Consider the following 17,607-nt stretch of genomic DNA (forward strand, 5'->3'; position numbering starts at 1 on the left):
GCGGAGGGTGGGTCTCGATACGCGCTGCGCGCTGCTCGACCAGCATGAGAAGGCTGCCGTGCATCGGGCGTCCGCCCCCTCCTGCGGCGGGCGCGGCCCGCGCAGCGGTCCGTTCCCTGCTGATCGAGTAGGGCGCGCAGCGCCCGTCTCGAGATCCCGCCGTCAGCTCGTCAGACCGTCGACGTACTCCCGGTTCTCCGCCAGCCACGACTCGAGGGCCGCGTCCTGGTCGTCGGCCCCCTCGTTGAACAGGGCGTTCTCGAGCGAGTACAGCGTGTCCGAGTCCATCCGGAAGTCGCGCAGCCAGCTGCTCAGCGTCGGGAAGTCGCCGTCGAAGGACGCGGAGCCGAAGGCGTGGATCCCCTCGGCCTCGCCGAGCAGTCCCTTCGGGTCCTCGAGGTCCTTCACCGGGAAGGCGTCGTAGGCCCAGTGCGGCCGCCACAGCGTCACCGCGATGTTCTCGCCGGCCGCCGTCGCGCTGGAGAGCTCCTGCAGCATCGCGGGCGTGGACGAGGTGAGGTATTCCATCCCCTCCAGGCCGTAGCCGGGGATGACCGCGTCGGTCGTGATCCCGTTCAGCCCCGAGCCGGGCTCGATGCCGACGAGGCGGTTCCCGACCACCTCGGGGTTCGCCGCGAGCTCCTCGAGGGTGTCGATCGGCGCGTCCTCGTTCACCGCGATGGTGAGCTTCGCGTCGTCGTTCCAGGCGCCGAGGTCGACGATCCGGTCGCCGTACTCGTCGAGGTAGTCGCCGTGGGTGATCGGCAGCCAGGTGTCCAGCGCCAGGTCGTAGTCGCCGCTGGCGAGACCCGAGAAACCGGGCGCCACGTCGATGCTCTGCAGCGTCACGTCGTAGCCCTCCTCCTCGAGCACCGCGCCCCAGAGCCGCGACGCGGCGATGCCCTCGTCCCAGCCCTGGAAGACGGCGAGGGTGACGTCGGTGCGGTCGCCGTTGTCGACGGCCGCGGTGGTCGCCGGTCCGGCGACGGCCGACGCGCCGAGCGACGCGACGACGCCGACCGACACCGCGGCGATGGCCGTGCGGGTCGCGACGACGGCCTTGCGGCTGCTCGCCCGGGCGACGCGGGCCGGCGACGGGGCGCCGAGGGCGCTCGTCATCCGGTCGAGGATGATCGCCAGGATCACCACCGCGATGCCGGCCTCGAAGCCGAGCGCCACGTCGATCCGGCCGATGCTGGCCACGACGTCCCCGCCGAGACCGCCCGCGCCGACCATGCCCGCGATGACGACCATCGAGAGCGACAGCATGATGACCTGGTTGAGGCCGGCCAGGATCGACGGCAGCGCGAGCGGCAGCTGGATCTGGCGGAGGATGCGCCACTTCGACGAGCCGAACGACTCGCCCGCCTCGACCAGCTCGGAGTCGACCCCGCGGACGCCCAGCTCGGTGAGCCGGACGCCGGGCGCCATCGCGAAGACGATCGTCGCGACGATGCCGGGCACGACACCGACGCGGAAGAGGATCAGCGCCGGAATGAGATACACGAACGCCGGCATGGTCTGCATGAAGTCGAGGACCGGGCGCAGGATCGTCGAGGCGGTCCGGTTGCGGGCCGCGAGGATCCCCAGCGGCACGCTCAGCGCGATCGCCACGGCGGAGGCGACGAGCACGAGGGCGAGCGAGTCCATCGCGTTGTCCCACTGGTCGACGCTCGCGATCAGCAGGAGCCCGACGGCGGAGCCGAGCCCGAAGACCCAGCCGCGCGCGGCGTAGGCGAGCACCGCGATCAGGGCGATGACGACCCAGAACGGCGGGGTCGCCAGCACGAAGTCGACGCCGGTGTAGGCGGCGCCGAAGACCGTGCGGAGCAGGTCGAAGACGGGCTGGAAGGTCTGCGTCAGCAGGTCGACGAGGTTCTCGGCGGCGGCGCCGAGCGGGAGGCGGAGGTCCGGGTTCATCGCACGCCCCCCTCGCTCGCGAGCACGGCGTCGTCGACGGGGCCGCCGGTCGCGTGCAGGGTCGCGGTGACCATCTCCGTGGGGAGGGTCGCAGGCGGCTCGACGAGCGGCAGTCCGCCGGTCTGCGGGCCGAGATTGCCGAGGGCCGCGAGCAGCGTCACGCGCGGGATCGCGCCGAGGAGCCGCCCCGCCTCGTCGACGACGGCCACCGGCAGCGCCGACTCGACGGCCGGCTCGATGATCTCGCTGAGCGCGGTATCCGGGCCGACGCTGACGACGGCCTCGGTGACGACGAGCGAGAGGTCGGTGGTGCCCGCGCGGACCTGCTCGATCACGTCGCGGTCGCGGACGGTGCCGAGCAGCCGGCGACCGGCGCCGACGACGAAGGCCGCCGCGGTCTGCTGGTCGCGCATGGTGCGCAGGGCGGCGCGGGGGCCGGCGGCGAGCGTCACGACGGAGCGCGCCGGCTCCATCACGGCGGACGCGGTGAGCACGCGGGCGCGGTCGACGTCCTGCACGAACTGGGCGACGTAGTCGTTCGCCGGGTCGGTGAGGATCTCCTCCGGGGTGCCGATCTGCACGATCCGGCCGTCGCGCATGACCGCGATCCGGTCGCCGAGGAGCATGGCCTCGTTGAGGTCGTGGGTGATGAAGACGATGGTCTTGCCGAGCTCGTGCTGCAGCTCGATCAGCTGCTCCTGCATCTCGCGGCGGATGAGCGGGTCCAGCGCCGAGAACGCCTCGTCCATCAGCACGATGTCGGTATCGGCGGCGAGCGCCCGGGCGAGTCCGACCCGCTGGCGCATGCCGCCGGAGAGCTCGTCGGGCATCTTCTCGTGCCAGCCGGCGAGGCCGGCCCGCTCGACCGCGAGCAGCGCGCGCTCGCGGCGCTCGGCCGCCGGCACGCCCTGGATCTCGAGCGGGTAGGCCACGTTGTCGAGCACGGTGCGGTGCGGCAGCAGCGCGAAGTGCTGGAAGACCATCGAGATCGAGGAGCGGCGGATGCGGCGCAGCTCCTTCTCCGGGACGCCGGTGATCGTGGTGCCCTCGATCAGCACCTCGCCCGCGGTCGGCTCCTGCAGGCCGTTGAGCATGCGGATGAGCGTCGACTTGCCGGAGCCGGACAGCCCCATCACGACGAAGATCTCGCCGCGGCGCACCTCGAAGGACGAGTCGATCACCGCCGCGGTGCCCTGGCCCGCGAGGTCGGCGCGGTCGGCGCCCTGGCGCAGCCGCCGCACGACCTCGTCGGGGCGGCGGCCGAAGACCTTGAAGAGGTTCCTCGCCTCGAGGGCCGGGCCCTCCCGCTCGAGGGTGGCGGTGGCGGCTCCGTTCCCGGGCTCGCTGATGTCCTGCTGATTCTGCTGCACGTGCACTCCGTCGGCGCGCAGGGACGCATCCCTGCACTCTCATCTCGTGGTGCCGGGTCGGGTGCGGGGGACGCCGTCTCTCCAGCCTCCGCGGGCGTCCCGCCGCGGTGAGCGGAGGGGGCGCGGAGGCGATTCCGGTTCGTCCGGGAGGCGGCCACGGGGCCGCCTCGCGCACCCGTTGACCGTACGCTCGCGGCACGTCGGGGAGGACGCCGCACGAGCGCGGACCGATTCATCGGGGTCTCGAGGACCGCCGTCCAACGTAGCCGCGGGTGTCCGCGCGGACAAACGGCGGGCCTGCGGAAAGGCGCTCCACAACGATGCAGAGCCGGGCTATGGGCTGACATCGGTGCTGGTCAGGGCGGGTTTCCGCACCGTTGCCCGATCGTTACCCGCCGATGCCCGCTTGCGCCCGGATGTTCGAGCGGCCCGCGCAGCGGACCGCCCATGCTGATCGAGCAGCCCGCGCAGCGGGCGCATCGAGATGCCCCGCCGTCAGTCCATCGTCTCGCCTGCCGGCCCCGACGGGGCCGCGACGCCGACGCCGCTGACCGGCTCGCCCTCCCAGGAGACGAGCGACCACTCCGAGCCCGAGCCCTCGAGGATCACGACGCCGGTGTTGTCGAGCAGGTGGTCGGCGATGAAGTCCGCGTCGAGGTCGAGCGAGCGCATCCCGGCCCAGCAGCGGATGGCGGCGCCGTGGCTGACCAGCGCGACGACGTCGTGGCCGGTCGCCTCCGTCTCCGCCACCACCGCGTCGTAGCGGGCGGCGAACTCGTCGCCGGTCTCGCCGCCCGCCAGCCTCAGCGAGGTCTCGCCCCCCGCCCAGCGGAACACCGTGCCCATGTACTCCTCGACCGCGGCCTCGTCGCCCCGCATCTCCAGGCCCGCGGCCGCGATCTCGCGGATGCCCGCGCGCTCGACCGGCTCGAGCCCGAGCGCGGCGGCCAGGGGCGCGACCGTCTCGTGCGTGCGCCGCATGGTCGAGACGAAGAGCGCGCCGATCGGCTCGTCGGCGAGCGTCGTCGGCAGGGCCGCGGCCTGGCTGCGGCCGAGCTCGGTGAGCCCGGGGCCGGGGATGCGGGTGTCGAGGATGCCGTCGACGTTGGAGGGGGTCTGGCCGTGGCGGATCAGGAGGAGGCGCATCCGTCCACGCTACCGGCGGCCGCCGACACGGCTGCTGAGCGGACGACCGTCTCCGCCGTTGCCGCGATCGCCGCCGACTGCCACGATGAGCCCGGACGGACCGCCCGGGCCCGCGCGAAGGAGACTCCCATGGCTGACGGCTTCACGAAAGAGGAGCGCGCCGCGATGAAGCAGCGCGCCGCCGAGCTGCGCGAGGAGGCGAAGCGCCAGAAGAGCGCCGACAAGACCGCCGCGGAGAAGGCCGACGCGGAGGCGGCGATCGCCGCGATGACGGACGTCGAGCGTCCGATCGCGCAGATGCTGCACGAGGTCGTGGCCGCCGAGGCCCCCGAGCTGCTGCCGAAGACCTGGTACGGCTTCCCCGCCTACGCGCGCGCCGACGGCAAGGCGATCGTCTTCTTCCAGCCGGGCGCGAAGTTCGGCACCCGCTACTCGACCCTCGGCTTCCAGGACGGCGCGCAGCTCGACGACGGCACGATCTGGCCGACGGCCTACGCGCTCACCGCGGCCGACGACGCGACCCGTGCCACGGTCGCCGCGCTCGTGCGCCGCGCGGCGGGCATCGCCTGACGGCTCCTGCTGATCGAGTAGCCCGCGGAGCGGGCGTATCGAGATCCACCACCGTCTGCACCTGAGTCTGCAGACCCGCCCTGCTGGTGACGGCGGGTCTCGATACGCCCCTGGCGGGGCTACTCGACCAGCATGACGCGGCGCAGCGGCGTCCCTTTCGCTCACCACCGAGACGCGAAGCGGCTACGCCGCTCGATACGCCGTCCTGCGGACGGCTGCTCGACCAGCATGTTCCGACCGGCGCGGACCACTCCGCGACCGGCACGCATCGCCGCTTCAGCGCAGCAGCACCGGCCCCGCGTCGATGGCGAGGCGGAACAGCGAGTACGGGTAGGTCCGCAGGTCCGTCCCGCCCTGGTAGTCGGCCTGCCGGTGCAGCTGGTTGGCGGTGACGTAGAGGTGCCCGTCGGTCGCGAGCGACATCGTGTCGGGCCAGAGCAGGCGCTCGTCGTGCACGAGGGTCTCGATGGTGCCGTCGGTGCGGCGGCGCACGATCGCGTTGTTCTCGTAGCTCGTCGCGTAGAAGCGACCCCGGTCGTCCGTCTCGAGTCCGTCCGCCCCGCCGCCCTTGTCGCCCTCGTCGACGACCGTCGCGGCGACGTCCTCGTCGGAGACGCCGCGGTCGACGAGCGCGTCGGTCGCCACGCTGTACCAGCGCCGCGAGGCGAGCGGGCAGTACCAGAGCCGCTCGCCGTCGGCCGAGATCGCGATGCCGTCCGCGCCCATCGTCACGGGCTCGGGGTCACCGTCGGCCGGCCGCTTCATCAGCACCCGCCCCTCGGCCATCGGCACGAGCTCGGGCGGCGTCAGTGCCTTGGTGCTGGGGTGCTCGTGCAGGCGGCGCCAGCCAGTGCCGGACTCGAGATCCACGACGATGATCCCGTTCGGCCCCGAATCGGCGGAGTCGGTGATGTAGGCGATCCCGCGCCGCAGATCGAAGCGGATGTCGTTCAGGTAGGTCGTCGGCAGCGCGACGTCCGACTCGAGGACGATCACCTTCTCGACCGTGTCCGTCGCCAGGTCGACGCAGACGAGCTTCGGCCCGCCGCGCTTCGTCGGCTGGAACAGCGGGCTGCCCGTGTCCAGGATCCACAGCCGGTCGGCCGGATCGACCACGATGCTCTGCACCGAGACCAGCGCCTCCGCGTCGTCGTCTCCGTCGGGCGAGTTCCACGCCTCGTCCGGGAACGGCACCGCGACGCCGTCCCGCAGCTCCACGACCGTCGCCGGCACCTCGTCGCCCCACTTCGGGAAGTTCACGAAGATCCGGCCGGTGTGCGACACGCTCACACCCGTCGGCATCGGGCCCTCGGTGAACTCGTGCACGAGCTCCAGCTCGCCCAGTGGCTCGTCGATCGGGCGCGTGCCGCGCGATTCGTCGTCGTCCTGTCCCCAGAAGCCCATCGTCCGTCCTCTCGTCGGTGCCCGCGGTGATGCGGAGCGGTGCTGATGGGGCGAGCCGTCGCGCCGGTCGTGCGCCGGTGCGCGTCCCGCCTGCCCCTCCATCGTCGGTCCGCCCCCGCTCCGCTGGCGAGGTGCTGGCCATCCCGCTGCCGAGCGCCTACCATCCCGCCCAACGCCGCTCCCCCGCTCCCCGGCCCACCGCCCACCTCCGGCACGCGGAAGCACCTCCGGCACGCAGGATCCGCGCGATTCCGCGAGCCTGACTCCGTTCCGCGAGCCGGACCTCCGGGCCGCCGCCTCCGGCACGCAGAAGAACCTCCGGCACGCCGAAACGCTGCGAAACGACGAGGCCGAGGCCGTTCCGCGAGCCGAAGCTCCGACCCGCACACCTCCGGCACGCGAGAACACCCCCGGCACGCCGAACTCCCGCGATTCCGCGAGCCGGACGGCGTTCCGCGAGCCGGAGGTCGCCCCGGCGCACGCCGCGCTCGGCGCCGCAGAACGACGGGCCCCGCGCTCCCCCGCGGCCGAACCGCCGCCCTAGACTCGGCACGCGGTCCTGTCCGCAGCTTCACCGATGGAGGTGCACGGTCGTCACCGCGTCCGGCTCGCTGCCCGCCTGGGCGGGGTCGCTCGCTGCGCGCCGCTGGCGGAGCCACTCGCGGCTCTTCGCGCTCGTCCTCGCCGTCGCGGTCCTCGCCGGCTCCGTGCTCTGCGGCGCGCTCCTGCTCGTCCGCTCCTCCGAGCAGGCCGGCGTCAGCGGAGCGCTGACCTCTCTCGGCTCGGAGCGGGTCGACGTCACCGTCCGCGTCCTCGGCCCGGGCGGCACCGTCGCGGATGCGCGGGCGGCCGCCGACACCGCGACCCGCGAGGCCTACGGCGGCGGCGTCGCCTGGACGAGCAGCGGCTGGGCGAGCTCCGAGTGGGCGACGACCGCGGAGGGCGTCTACTCCTATCTCGTCGAGCTCGACGACCCGGCCACCGACGCCGTCCTCACCGCGGGCGCCTGGCCGACGGCCGCCCCCGGCGTCGCCCTTCCCGAGATCGCCGCCCGCTCCCTGGGTCTCACCGTCGGCGACACGATCACCCTCGGCGACGAAGCCCCCCTCCGGATCGACGGCCTCTACTCCGCGTCGCGCGACTCCGCGACGTACTGGGAGAACGACCCGCTGCTCGCCCAGGGCGACGCGCAGGACTTCCCCGAGCCGAACCGCTCCTTCTACAACCCCGTCCACGCCGTCGGTCCGCTGATCACCGCGCCGGGCGGACTGGACGCCTCCGGCCTCGTCGCCGCCCAGCTGGAGGCGGTCGAGAGCCCGGAGTTCCCGAGCACCGGAGTCGAGGGCCTCGCCGAGCTGCGCGCCGCCGCCGGGGACGCGGACCTCGAGATCGCCCGCGCCGTCCCGCATCAGAACGGCTCGCTGTTCGTCGACACCGAGCTGCCCGCCGCCCTCGACGACGTGGCTGACGGCCTCGCCGGCTCCCGCGCCGCGGCCCTGGTCGTCGCGCTGCTGCTGGCCGTCGTGCTGATCGTCTGCGCCCGCGCCGTCACCGGGCTGCTCGCCGAGGCGCGCCGCGAGGAGATCGAGCGGCTGCGCGAGCGCGGCGCGACGCCCCTGCAGCGGATCGGCGCGGTGGCCGTCGACGGCCTCGCGGTCGCCGGGGTGATCGCCGCGCTCAGCCCGTGGGGCGGTGTCCTGCTGCACGCGCTGGTCGTCTCCGCGCCGCCGCTCGACGCCGCGGGCCTCCCCCGCTGGGTGCTGCCGGACGCCGCCGCCCTGCTCTGCGCCGCCGCGGTGGCGCTCGTCGTCGGCGTCCTCGTCGCCCTGCCGCCCGCGCCGGCCGCAGGCAAGGGCCCGCTCGCCGCGGCCGGCCAGACGATCCTCGTCGTCGTCGCGGCCGTGCTGGTCTGGCGCGCGGCGACCGGCGGCACCGAGCGCGGCGACCTCCTGCTCACTCTCACCCCCGCGCTGCTGCTCGGCGCGATCGCCGTGGTCGGCGCGCGGCTGGCGGAGCTGTGCGCGCGGCCGGTCGCAGCCCTCGCCGTCCGCTCCCGCGGCGCCGTCGCTCCGCTGGCCGGCTGGTTCGCCGCACGCGGGAGCGGCCGCTCGACCGGCATCGTGCTCGTCGCGCTCACCGTCGGCGCCTCGGTCGTGGCGCTCGGTGCGAGCGCGACCTGGCAGCAGGGCGTCCGCGACGAGGCCGCGGTCGCCCTCGGCGCCCCCGCCCGGTCGTCGGTCTCGGCCGACGGCGCGCCCGTGCTCCGCCGGCAGAGCCTGGTGGCGAAGGAGACCCCGCCCGGTCTCGCGAGCGAGGGACCCGGCGCGGCGGCGCAGATCCTCGCCCTCGACGCCCGCGCCCGGCAGCTGCTCGGCGCGGGATCGGGTCCGGTCCCCCACGCGGGCGGCGCCGACATCGCCGGGGAGCTGCGCGTCGAGGACCGCGTCGACACCGGCCCCGCCCTGCCCGCCGGGACCACCGGGCTCCAGCTGCTCGCCGCCCTCGACGCGCCGGAGGGGCTCGAGGTGCAGGTGTCGGCCGCCGTGGAGGACGAGCGCGGGCGGATCGACATCCTGCCGCTCGGCGCGCTGACCTCGCCGACCGAGCCGGTGCCGCTGGCCACCGCGGAGGGAGCGATCGACCCGGCCGCGTCGCTCCGCCTCGTCGCCCTCACCGCGACACTGCGCGACGTCGAGACGGACACCTTCGTCACCGTCGACGTCTGGCTCGAGTCGCTCGCCACGCTGTCCGCGGGCTCGGACACGCCTGTCCCGCTCGCGCTGACCGACGCCGCCGAGTGGGCCGGCTCGCGCCAGGACACCGGCCGCCGACCGCCCGAGGTCGCGGTCACCGCGACCGGGGTGCGCCTCTCGATCCTGACCCAGCTCTCCTCCGCGCCGACCACCTACGGCGCCGTCGGCTGGGACCCGGAGGAGCCGGTCGGCGCTGTCCTGCCCGAGGCGCTCGCCGACGACCTCGACGTCCTGGCGGGGGCCGCGGTCACCGCTTTCGTCGCGGGCACCCCGGTCTCGCTGCGCATGGTCGGCGACACTCCGGAGGTGCCGGGAGCCGCGACCTCCGACGATCTGGCGTCGCTCGCGGCCGGGCTGCCGTCCAGCCCGCGATCCGACTCGACGATCGTGGTCGATGGCCGCGCGCTCGCGCACCGGCTGGTGCAGGCCGACGCCTTCGGCAGCCTGGTGGACGAGTACTGGTCGGCACAGGCGCCGGACGCGGCGGGCGCGACCACCGCGGACGAGCCCGAGACCGTCACCGCCGCCGACCTCGCCCGCCTGATGCAGGAGGCGCCGCTGCGCGCCGAGATCCCCGCCGCCTCCGCGGTCGTCGTCTGGGCGAGCCTGCTGCTCGCGCTCGCCGGCTTCTCGGCCCGGGCCGCCGCGGTCGCCCGCGCGCGACGCCTCGAGGCGGCGCAGCTGCGGGCGATCGGGCTCTCCCGGCGCGGGATGCTCGCCGTCCTCTCGGCCGACACCGCCGCGACCGCGCTGGCCGGCGTGCTCGTCGGACTGGCCGGCGGCTGGGCCGTGCTGGCGCTCACCGGCAGCCGCCTCGCCGCGGGCGCGAGCGGCCGCCCGGTCGAGCTGGTGGTGCCGTGGCAGGCCGTCTCGCTCCTGCCGCTGGCCCTGCTGCTCGCCCTCGCCGCCGTCTCGGCGGCCCTTGCCCTCGCCCAGCGGCGCCTGCCGCTGTCCGAGCTGCTCCGGCAGGGGGCGGACGGATGACCGCGTCCGGGCGCCCGAGCGCCGCCGCCCGCCCGGCGCAGGCCACCGCCGCCCCCTCCCCAGCCCGCCGCACCGACGGCCTCCGCGCCGTCGGCGCCGCCGCCTTCCTGATCGCCCGCCGTGCGCGTCGCGACCTCGTCGCCCTGCTCGGGATCCTCGTGCTCACCGCCCTGACCGCCGCCCTCGCGGTCGCCGTGCCGCACCAGCTGCGCACCACCCTCGACGCCGCCGCGGTCGAGGCGGTCAGCGCAGCCGGGAGCGACGCCGACCTCCGCCTCCTGAGCACCGTCGCCGACGTCTCCGGCTACGACACCACCACCTCCGAGCGCCTGCTCGCCCTCGCCGACGAGCTCCCCGAGCGCCTGCCCGCGCCGCTCCTCGACGTCGTCCGGAGCATCGACACCGCGATCCTCGGTCCGGAGGAGCCCGCGCGGATCCCCGCCGGCGACGCCGTCGTCCGCGTCGGCGTCCTGGATCCGGCGGCCGCCGACGGCATCCGGCTGGTCGCCGGCGAGCTGCCGGCCACGGAGGACCCGGGCGACCCCGCCCCGGTCGTCGTCTCCTCGGCGAGCGCCGCCGCCGCCGGGCTCTCGGTGGGCGACGCGATCGAGGGCGCCTCCCGCGGCGGCGGCCCCTCGCTCCGCATCACCGGCGTCGTCGAGCCCGTCGACCCCTCCGCCGCTGCATGGACCGATCTGCCCGGCCTCTGGCAGCCCGGCACCTCCGGCAGCAGCGGCGGCGAGCCTCAGCCCGTCGTCGTCGCCCTCACGAGTCCCGTCGTCTTCGACCGGATCGGCCTGCGCCTGCAGGAGCCGGCCGTCGGCACGATCCGCGTGAGCGTCGATCCCGCGCGCTTCGACCTGGCGCGGACCGAGACCGTGCGCCGCGAGATCGACGCGCTCGAGGCCTCGACCTCGACGCTCACCGAGGGCGCTCCGCTGAGCGTCGCCGCGGAGTCCGGCTACGAGGAGGCCCTCGCCGCTCTCCCGCCCGCCGCCGCGGCCGCCACCGCGCAGCTGTCCACCCTCGCCGCCGGGCTGCTCGGCGTCGCGGTGCTGGTCACCGGTCTCGCCGGCACCGCGCTCGCCCGGCGGCGGCGGCCCGAGATCGCGCTGCTGCGCTCGCACGGCGCCTCCCTCGGCCTGCTCGGGAGCCACGCGGGCCTCGAGGCGCTGATCGTCACCGCCCTCGGCACCGCGCTCGGGCTCGCGACCGCCACCGCCCTCGGTGCCCCGCCGGAGTCGCCGGGCCTGCTGATCGCCGTCGCCGCCGTCCTCGTCGCCGCGCCCGTCGTCGCGGTGCTGCGCCCGCTGCTCCGCCCGCCGCGCCGGGCTCGCGTCCTGCGCCTCGCGGGGGCCGGCCTCCTCCTGGCGCTGGCCGTCGCCGCGGTCGCAGCGCTGCGCGGCGGGGCGCGCGCGAGCGGCACCGGCCTCGACCCGCTCGCCCTCGTCGCCCCCGTGCTCTGCGCGGCGGTGATCGCGCTGGCGCTGGCGCCGCTGCCGACTGCCCTGCTCGCCCCGCTGCGCCGCGCGGCCGGCGGCACACGCGGACCCGGTCCGCTGCTCGCCGGTGCCGGAGCCCAGGAGGGCCGCTCGGTGCTCACCCTCGCGACCCTCGTGCTCGCCGCGAGCGCCGCCCTCACCTCCCTGGTGCTGCTGCAGACGGTCGCGGCGGGTCAGGAGGCGCTGTCCTGGCGCACCGTCGGGGCGGACGTCCGGGTCGACGACGCCGCCGACGGCTCAGCGCTCGCCGCGAGCCTCGCCGATGGCGGCGCAGTCACCGCCGCGATCGGCACCCTCGACTCCGTGGAGGTCCGCAGCCCCACCGCCGCCCTCAGCGCGACCGTGCTCAGCGTCGACGACGACTACGCCGACCTGCTCGCCGCGCTGCCCGACGACCAGCCGCAGCACGCCTCCGCCGAGGCCGTCCGCGCCCTGGTCGCCACCGGCCCCGCCGAACCGGTGCCCGTCTTGGCCGACGCGCGGCTGACCGCCTCTCTCGGCACCGAGCCGTTCGGCCTGGTGGTGGACGACGTGCTGCTGCGCGCCGTGGTCACCGGCGAGCCGATGACGCGCCCGGACTGGATCGACAGGTCCGTCCTCGTGGTCGATCGCGAGGCGCTGGCCGCCGCCGTCACCGCCGCGGGCGGCGACGCCCCCGCACCGCCCGGCACGGTCCTCGCCGTCGGCGACGTCGATCGCACGACCCTTCCGAATGGCACGATCGTCCGCCCCGAGGTGCTGGAACGGCAGCGTGACTCCGCCCTCGTCGCCGGCGTCGCGGACGCGACCGGGCTCTCTCTCCTGGCCACCGCCGCGCTCGCCGTCCTCGCCCTCCTGGTCACGACGGTCCTCGGCGCACGCCGGCGCGGCGGGACCCTCGCCCTGCTCAGCGCGCTCGGCGTCCCCGGTCGCGCGCGGCTCGTCCTGGCGGCCGGCGAGCTGGTCCCGGCGGTGCTGAGCGGAGTGGTCGGCGGAGCGATCGCCGCGGCTGTCGTCCTCGCCGCGGCCTGGCCGGCCTTCGGCGTGGAGACCCTCGTCGGCGGCGACGCGGCCCTCTCGATCCCCTGGCCGCTGCCCCTCGGCCTGCTCGGCGCGGCCGCCGCGGCCCTCGCGCTCGCCCTCGCGGTCGACGCCCCGCTCTCGCGCCGCGTGCGCACAGCCGACATCCTGAGATCCGGAGAGGAATCATGAGCACCAGCAGCGCAGGAAGGACGCCGAGAGCGGACCTCCCCGGTGGCGCACCCGGATCAGCAGCTGCCGGCGCGCCCGGCCCCACCAGCACTCTGCTCCAGTCGCGCACCGGCGAGTTCGGCGGCGAGGCGCTGATCGTCTGCGACGCCCTCGTCCGCGTCTTCCGGGCCGGCGGCGTCGAGGTGCAGGCGCTGCAGGGCCTCGACCTGCTCGTCGGCGCGGGCGAGGTCCTGGCGATCGTCGGTGCGTCCGGCTCCGGCAAGTCGACCCTGCTCGGCATCCTCTCCGGACTCGACGCTCCCACCGCCGGCCGCGCCCGCCTCGACGGCCACGACCTCTCCGCCCTCCGCGGCGCCGAGCTGGTCCGCTACCGCCGCTCGAGCGTCGGCTTCGTCCGCCAGCAGTCCGCGAAGAACCTGCTGCCCGCGCTCACCGCCGCCGAGAACGTCGCCCTGCCGCTCGCCCTGGCCGGTCGCGGCCGGCGCGAGCGGGCGGCGAAGGCCCACGAGCTGCTCGGGATGCTCGGCCTGGCCGAGAAGGCCGACCGCCGGCCGGCCGCGCTCTCCGGCGGCGAGCAGCAGCGCGTCTCCATCGCCGTCGCCCTGGCAGGCTCGCCCCGCGTCCTGCTCGCGGACGAGCCGACCGGCCAGCTCGACGCCCGCACCGGCGACGAGGTCTTCGCCGCCCTCCGCGCGGTGAACGAGTCGCTCGGCTGCACGATCCTGATCGTCACCCACGACCCCACCGTCGCCGGCCAGGTGCAGCGCGCGGTCGCCATCCGCGACGGCCGGATCTCCTCCGAGACCCTCCGCCGCGACGAGCTCGACGCGAGCGGCGGCACCACCACCTCGGAGGAGGAGTTCGCCGTCCTCGACCGGGTCGGCCGGCTGCAGCTGCCCGCCGAGTACCGCGACGCGCTGAGGCTCGAGGACCGGGTGCGGCTGACGCTCGAGGGCGACCACGTGGGCGTCTGGCCCGAGCACCGCGGACCGGACGCGGACACCGAGGAGCCCCCGCGATGACCGACGTGCTCGTGGTCGAGTCCCTCACCCGCACCTTCCGCACCCCGGCCGGCGACGTGACGGCCCTCCGCGACGTCTCCTTCCGGATCCCGCGCGGCCAGATCGTCGCGCTCTCCGGCCGCTCCGGCTCCGGCAAGACGACGCTGCTCAACTGCATCAGCGGCCTCGACGTGCCCACCTCCGGCACCGTCCTGCTCGACGGCGAGCCGGTCACCGGCCTCGACGAGGCGGCCCGCACACGCCTGCGCCGCGACTCCCTGGCCTTCGTCTTCCAGACCTTCGGACTCCTGCCGCACCTGACGATCGCCGAGAACGTCGGCCTCCCGCTGCGCCTGCGCCGCGAGGAGCCGGCCCGCCGGGACGAGCGCGTCGCCCACCTCCTCGACCTGGTCGGCCTCGCCGGCCGCGGCCGCTCCCGGCCGGGCGAGCTCTCGGGAGGCCAGCAGCAGCGCGTCGCGATCGCCCGCGCCCTCGCCGCCTCGCCCCGGCTCCTGATCGCGGACGAGCCGACCGGCCAGCTCGACGCGGCGACCGGCGCAGCGATCATGGACCTCATCCGCGCGGTCGTGCACGCCGAGTCGGCGACCGCCCTGATCGCCACCCACGACGCCTCCGTCCAGGCCTCGGCCGACCGCGTCCTGCGCATCAGCGAGGGCGCGCTCGCCACCCGCGGCCGCCATGCCGCCCCCGGCACCAGCCCGGACGACGCGCCGACCCCGCCCGCCTGAGCCTCCGCCCGCCCCACCTCCGGCACGCGGAACCCCCTCCGGCACGCGGATACCCCGCGATCCGACGAGCTCGACTCCGTTCCACGAGCCGAACCTCCGCCCGCCCCACCTCCGGCACGCGAAACCACCCCCGGCACGCCGCAACCCCGCGATCCCGCGAGCCCGACCCCATCCCACGAGCCGAACCTCCGCCCGCCCCACCTCCGGCACGCGAAACCACCCCCGGCACGCCGGAACGCCGCGATCCGGCGAGCCCGACCCCAGCCCGCGAGCCGAACCTCCGCCCGCCCCACCTCCGGCACGCGAAACCACCCCCGGCACGCGGATACCCCGCGATCCGACGAGCCCGACTCCGTTCCACGAGCCGAACCTCCGCCCGCCCACCTCCGGCACGCGGAACAACCCCCGGCACGCCGGAACCCCGCGATCCGACGTGCCCGCCCCCGTTCCACGAGCCGGAGCCCCGCGCACCCCCGCGTCCCCCTGAGAGCGGTTCCGCCCCGCGGGAGACGTAAGGTGTGCTCACACGCGCCCGCGGACGGGCGGGCCCCGCATCGCAGCGGCACCCGCGTCCCTGCGACGAAGCGCCGCCCGATCACAGGAAGCCACGGTGCCCGATGCCGGAAGACAAGCCCGCGCCGCGGGCCCCGAGCATCTACGACGTCGCCCGCGCCGCCGGAGTGTCGCACCAGACCGTCTCCCGGGTGCTCAACGACCACCCGAGCCTGCGCGCGGAGACGAAGAAGCGCGTGCTCGGCGTGATGGCCGAGCTCGACTACCGCCCCAACCTCGCCGCCCGCGCGCTGGTCACCAGCCGCACCCGCACCATCGGCGTGCTCTCCTCGCAGAGCCTCCAGTTCGGCCCCGCGTCGAGCATCCAGGCCATCGAGGTCGCCGCCCGCGACGCCGGCTACCTCGTCGTCACGGCCAACGTCGACGGCACCGACGGCGATTCCATCCAGGCCGGGATCCGGCACCTGCTCAACCAGGCGGTCGAGGGTCTCGTGGTCATCGCCCCGCAGATCCGCGTCTTCGACATCCTCTCCGGCGTCGCCCTGCGGATCCCGAACGTCACCCTGCAGACCACCGACGCCGAGCGCGGCGACGCGCTCTACGTCGACCAGATGGCCGGCGCGCGGATGGCGACCGCGCACCTGATCGAGCTCGGCCACACCGAGATCGTGCACCTGTCCGGTCCGCAGGACTGGATCGAGGCCGAGGCCAGGATGCGCGGGTACCTCGTCGAGCTCGGCGACCGGAACCTGCCGCTGCGCCCGCCGATCCTCGGCGACTGGAGCGCCGAGCGCGGCCACCACGTCGGGCTCGAGCTCAGCCGCCTCCTCGACGTCACCGCGGTCTTCGCCGCCAACGACCAGATGGCGCTGGGCGTGATGAGCGCGTTCCACGAGCGCGGGATCCGCGTCCCGGAGGACGTCAGCGTCATCGGCTTCGACGACATCCCCGAGGCCGCCTACTACTGGCCGCCGCTGACGAGCGTGCGGCAGGACTTCGCCGAGCTCGGCCGACGCTGCGTGGCCACGCTGCTGAGCCTGATCGAGGGCGAGCGTCCCGAGGCGTCTCCGCCGATCGACCCGCAGCTGATGGTCCGCGGCTCCACCGCCGTTCCCCGGTCGCTCGCGGCCGTCGTGCGCGCGGCGCACCGATGATCCGCGCCGTTATCGAGTCGAGACATCCGTGGTGGCACGATTGCCGCCAGCGGGTCTAGCATCACTCCATGTGATCGCTCACATGAGCGTCCCGCCGCCGCTGGCACCCCGCGGCAGCCCAGCACCCGCTGCATTCAATGACGAAGGAATCACAGTGACCACAATGAAGCGCGCTCTCATCGCCGGCCTCGCCGGCGGCGCGATGATCCTCTCCCTCGCGGCCTGCTCGAGCGGCTCCGGCGACTCGGGCTCCGGCTCGGGCGACGGCGGCCTCGTCGGCGTCGCGATGCCGACCAAGTCCTCCGAGCGCTGGATCGCCGACGGCAACAACGTCAAGTCGCAGCTCGAGGACGCCGGCTACCAGGTCGACCTGCAGTACGCCGAGGACGACATCCCCACCCAGGTCTCGCAGCTCGAGAACATGATCACCAAGGGCGCCAAGGCCCTGATCGTCGCCTCGATCGACGGCACCACCCTCACCAGCGTGCTGGAGGAGGCCAAGGCCAACGACATCCCCGTCATCGCCTACGACCGCCTCATCCGCGACTCGCCGAACGTCGACTACTACGCCACGTTCGACAACTACAAGGTCGGCGTGCAGCAGGCCACCTCGCTCCTCGCGGGCCTCGGCCTGACCGACCTCGAGGGCACCGCCGCGGCGAGCGCCCCGGCCGGCCCCTTCAACATCGAGCTCTTCGCCGGCAGCCCCGACGACAACAACGCCACGTTCTTCTTCAACGGCGCGATGGACACCCTCAAGCCGTTCATCGACGCGGGCACCCTCGTCGTGAAGTCGGGCGAGACCGAGTTCAACACCGTCGCCACGCTGCGCTGGGACCCCGAGGTCGCCCAGAGCCGCATGGAGGACATCATCACCAAGACGTACTCCGACGGCTCGAAGATCCAGGGCGTCCTCTCGCCCTACGACGGCCTCAGCCGCGGCATCATCTCCGCGCTGACGGACGCCGGCTACACCGTGGGCACCGACTTCCCGATCATCACCGGTCAGGACGCCGAGCTCGACTCGGTCAAGGCGATCATCTCGGGTGAGCAGTACGCGACCATCTACAAGGACACCCGCGAGCTCGCCAAGGAGGCCGTGCTCATGGCGCAGGCCGTCCTCGAGGGCACCGAGCCCGAGGTCAACGACACCGAGACCTACGACAACGGCGAGAAGGTCGTCCCGTCCTTCCTGCTCGAGCCGGTCATCGTCACCAAGGACCAGATCCAGTCCGTGCTGGTCGACGGCGGCTACTACACCGACGCCGAGGTCAACGGCTAAGCACCGCCTCCACTGAAGTCAGCACTACCCCGGGAGGGCGCCCATCGGGCGCCCTCCCCCACTACGAA

General features: G+C 74.8%; 11 protein-coding genes. 7 read left to right on the forward strand and 4 right to left on the reverse strand.

All coding sequences use genetic code 11. The annotated features are described in order from the left end of the window. Positions 1 to 162: 162 nt before the first annotated feature. The 3 genes from EDF22_RS12495 to EDF22_RS12505 all read right to left on the reverse strand — a co-directional run bounded on the left by EDF22_RS12495 (position 163) and on the right by EDF22_RS12505 (position 4,436). The gene (locus tag EDF22_RS12495) at positions 163 to 1,920 is read right to left on the reverse strand and encodes an ABC transporter permease/substrate binding protein (protein WP_123705233.1); all 1,758 of its coding nucleotides are present in this window, start codon (positions 1,918 to 1,920) and stop codon (positions 163 to 165) included. Further along, positions 1,917 to 3,269 carry a glycine betaine/L-proline ABC transporter ATP-binding protein gene (locus tag EDF22_RS12500; protein WP_260300748.1) on the reverse strand — a complete coding sequence of 451 codons (1,353 nt, stop codon included), beginning with the start codon at positions 3,267 to 3,269 and terminating at the stop codon, positions 1,917 to 1,919. Before EDF22_RS12500 ends, EDF22_RS12495 begins: the two co-directional genes overlap by 4 nt. A gap of 516 nt (positions 3,270 to 3,785) precedes the next feature. Then, positions 3,786 to 4,436, reverse strand: coding sequence for a histidine phosphatase family protein (locus EDF22_RS12505; RefSeq protein WP_123705234.1), 651 nt, complete (start codon positions 4,434 to 4,436; stop codon positions 3,786 to 3,788). A gap of 129 nt (positions 4,437 to 4,565) precedes the next feature. Between EDF22_RS12505 and EDF22_RS12510 the strand changes: the two genes are divergently transcribed. Beyond that, positions 4,566 to 5,006: a hypothetical protein gene (locus EDF22_RS12510; RefSeq protein ID WP_123705235.1), complete on the forward strand. Its 441-nt coding sequence runs from the start codon at positions 4,566 to 4,568 to the stop codon at positions 5,004 to 5,006. Between the two features lie 276 nt (positions 5,007 to 5,282). Here EDF22_RS12510 and EDF22_RS12515 read toward each other — a convergent pair whose 3' ends face one another. After that, entirely contained in the window at positions 5,283 to 6,410 is a 1,128-nt protein-coding gene (locus EDF22_RS12515) for an L-dopachrome tautomerase-related protein (RefSeq protein ID WP_123705236.1), read from the reverse strand. 707 nt (positions 6,411 to 7,117) lie between these two features. Here EDF22_RS12515 and EDF22_RS12525 point away from each other — a divergent pair. The 6 genes from EDF22_RS12525 (at position 7,118) to chvE (ending at position 17,539) form a co-directional block, all read left to right on the forward strand. Beyond that, positions 7,118 to 10,147 carry an ABC transporter permease gene (locus EDF22_RS12525; protein ID WP_123705237.1) on the forward strand — a complete coding sequence of 1,010 codons (3,030 nt, stop codon included), beginning with the start codon at positions 7,118 to 7,120 and terminating at the stop codon, positions 10,145 to 10,147. Continuing rightward, complete coding sequence (locus EDF22_RS12530; RefSeq protein ID WP_123705238.1) at positions 10,144 to 12,840, forward strand: ABC transporter permease; 2,697 nt, start codon at positions 10,144 to 10,146, stop codon at positions 12,838 to 12,840. The genes EDF22_RS12525 and EDF22_RS12530 overlap by 4 nt, the downstream gene beginning before the upstream one ends. Beyond that, entirely contained in the window at positions 12,837 to 13,862 is a 1,026-nt protein-coding gene (locus tag EDF22_RS12535) for an ABC transporter ATP-binding protein (protein WP_123705239.1), read from the forward strand. The genes EDF22_RS12530 and EDF22_RS12535 overlap by 4 nt, the downstream gene beginning before the upstream one ends. Continuing rightward, positions 13,859 to 14,590: an ABC transporter ATP-binding protein gene (locus EDF22_RS12540; RefSeq protein ID WP_123705240.1), complete on the forward strand. Its 732-nt coding sequence runs from the start codon at positions 13,859 to 13,861 to the stop codon at positions 14,588 to 14,590. Before EDF22_RS12535 ends, EDF22_RS12540 begins: the two co-directional genes overlap by 4 nt. A gap of 617 nt (positions 14,591 to 15,207) precedes the next feature. Further along, positions 15,208 to 16,257, forward strand: a complete 1,050-nt coding sequence (locus EDF22_RS12545) for a LacI family DNA-binding transcriptional regulator (protein WP_123705241.1) — start codon at positions 15,208 to 15,210, stop codon at positions 16,255 to 16,257. A gap of 163 nt (positions 16,258 to 16,420) precedes the next feature. After that, positions 16,421 to 17,539: a multiple monosaccharide ABC transporter substrate-binding protein gene (gene chvE / locus EDF22_RS12550; RefSeq protein WP_123705242.1), complete on the forward strand. Its 1,119-nt coding sequence runs from the start codon at positions 16,421 to 16,423 to the stop codon at positions 17,537 to 17,539. Positions 17,540 to 17,607 lie beyond the last annotated feature (68 nt).

The organism is Rathayibacter sp. PhB127, assembly GCF_003751665.1.
GTDB classification, from domain to species: Bacteria; Actinomycetota; Actinomycetes; order Actinomycetales; family Microbacteriaceae; genus Rathayibacter; species Rathayibacter festucae.

Excerpts from the sequence above, each read along its gene's own strand:
- EDF22_RS12535 (WP_123705239.1), top strand. The coding sequence starts at position 12,837 with ATGAGCACCAGCAGCGCAGGAAGGACGCCGAGAGCGGACCTCCCCGGT.
- EDF22_RS12510 (WP_123705235.1), top strand. The coding sequence starts at position 4,566 with ATGGCTGACGGCTTCACGAAAGAGGAGCGCGCCGCGATGAAGCAGCGC.
- EDF22_RS12495 (WP_123705233.1), bottom strand. The coding sequence starts at position 1,920 with ATGAACCCGGACCTCCGCCTCCCGCTCGGCGCCGCCGCCGAGAACCTC.
- EDF22_RS12545 (WP_123705241.1), top strand. The coding sequence starts at position 15,208 with ATGCCGGAAGACAAGCCCGCGCCGCGGGCCCCGAGCATCTACGACGTC.
- EDF22_RS12505 (WP_123705234.1), bottom strand. The coding sequence starts at position 4,436 with ATGCGCCTCCTCCTGATCCGCCACGGCCAGACCCCCTCCAACGTCGAC.
- chvE (WP_123705242.1), top strand. The coding sequence starts at position 16,421 with ATGAAGCGCGCTCTCATCGCCGGCCTCGCCGGCGGCGCGATGATCCTC.
- EDF22_RS12540 (WP_123705240.1), top strand. The coding sequence starts at position 13,859 with ATGACCGACGTGCTCGTGGTCGAGTCCCTCACCCGCACCTTCCGCACC.
- EDF22_RS12515 (WP_123705236.1), bottom strand. The coding sequence starts at position 6,410 with ATGGGCTTCTGGGGACAGGACGACGACGAATCGCGCGGCACGCGCCCG.
- EDF22_RS12530 (WP_123705238.1), top strand. The coding sequence starts at position 10,144 with ATGACCGCGTCCGGGCGCCCGAGCGCCGCCGCCCGCCCGGCGCAGGCC.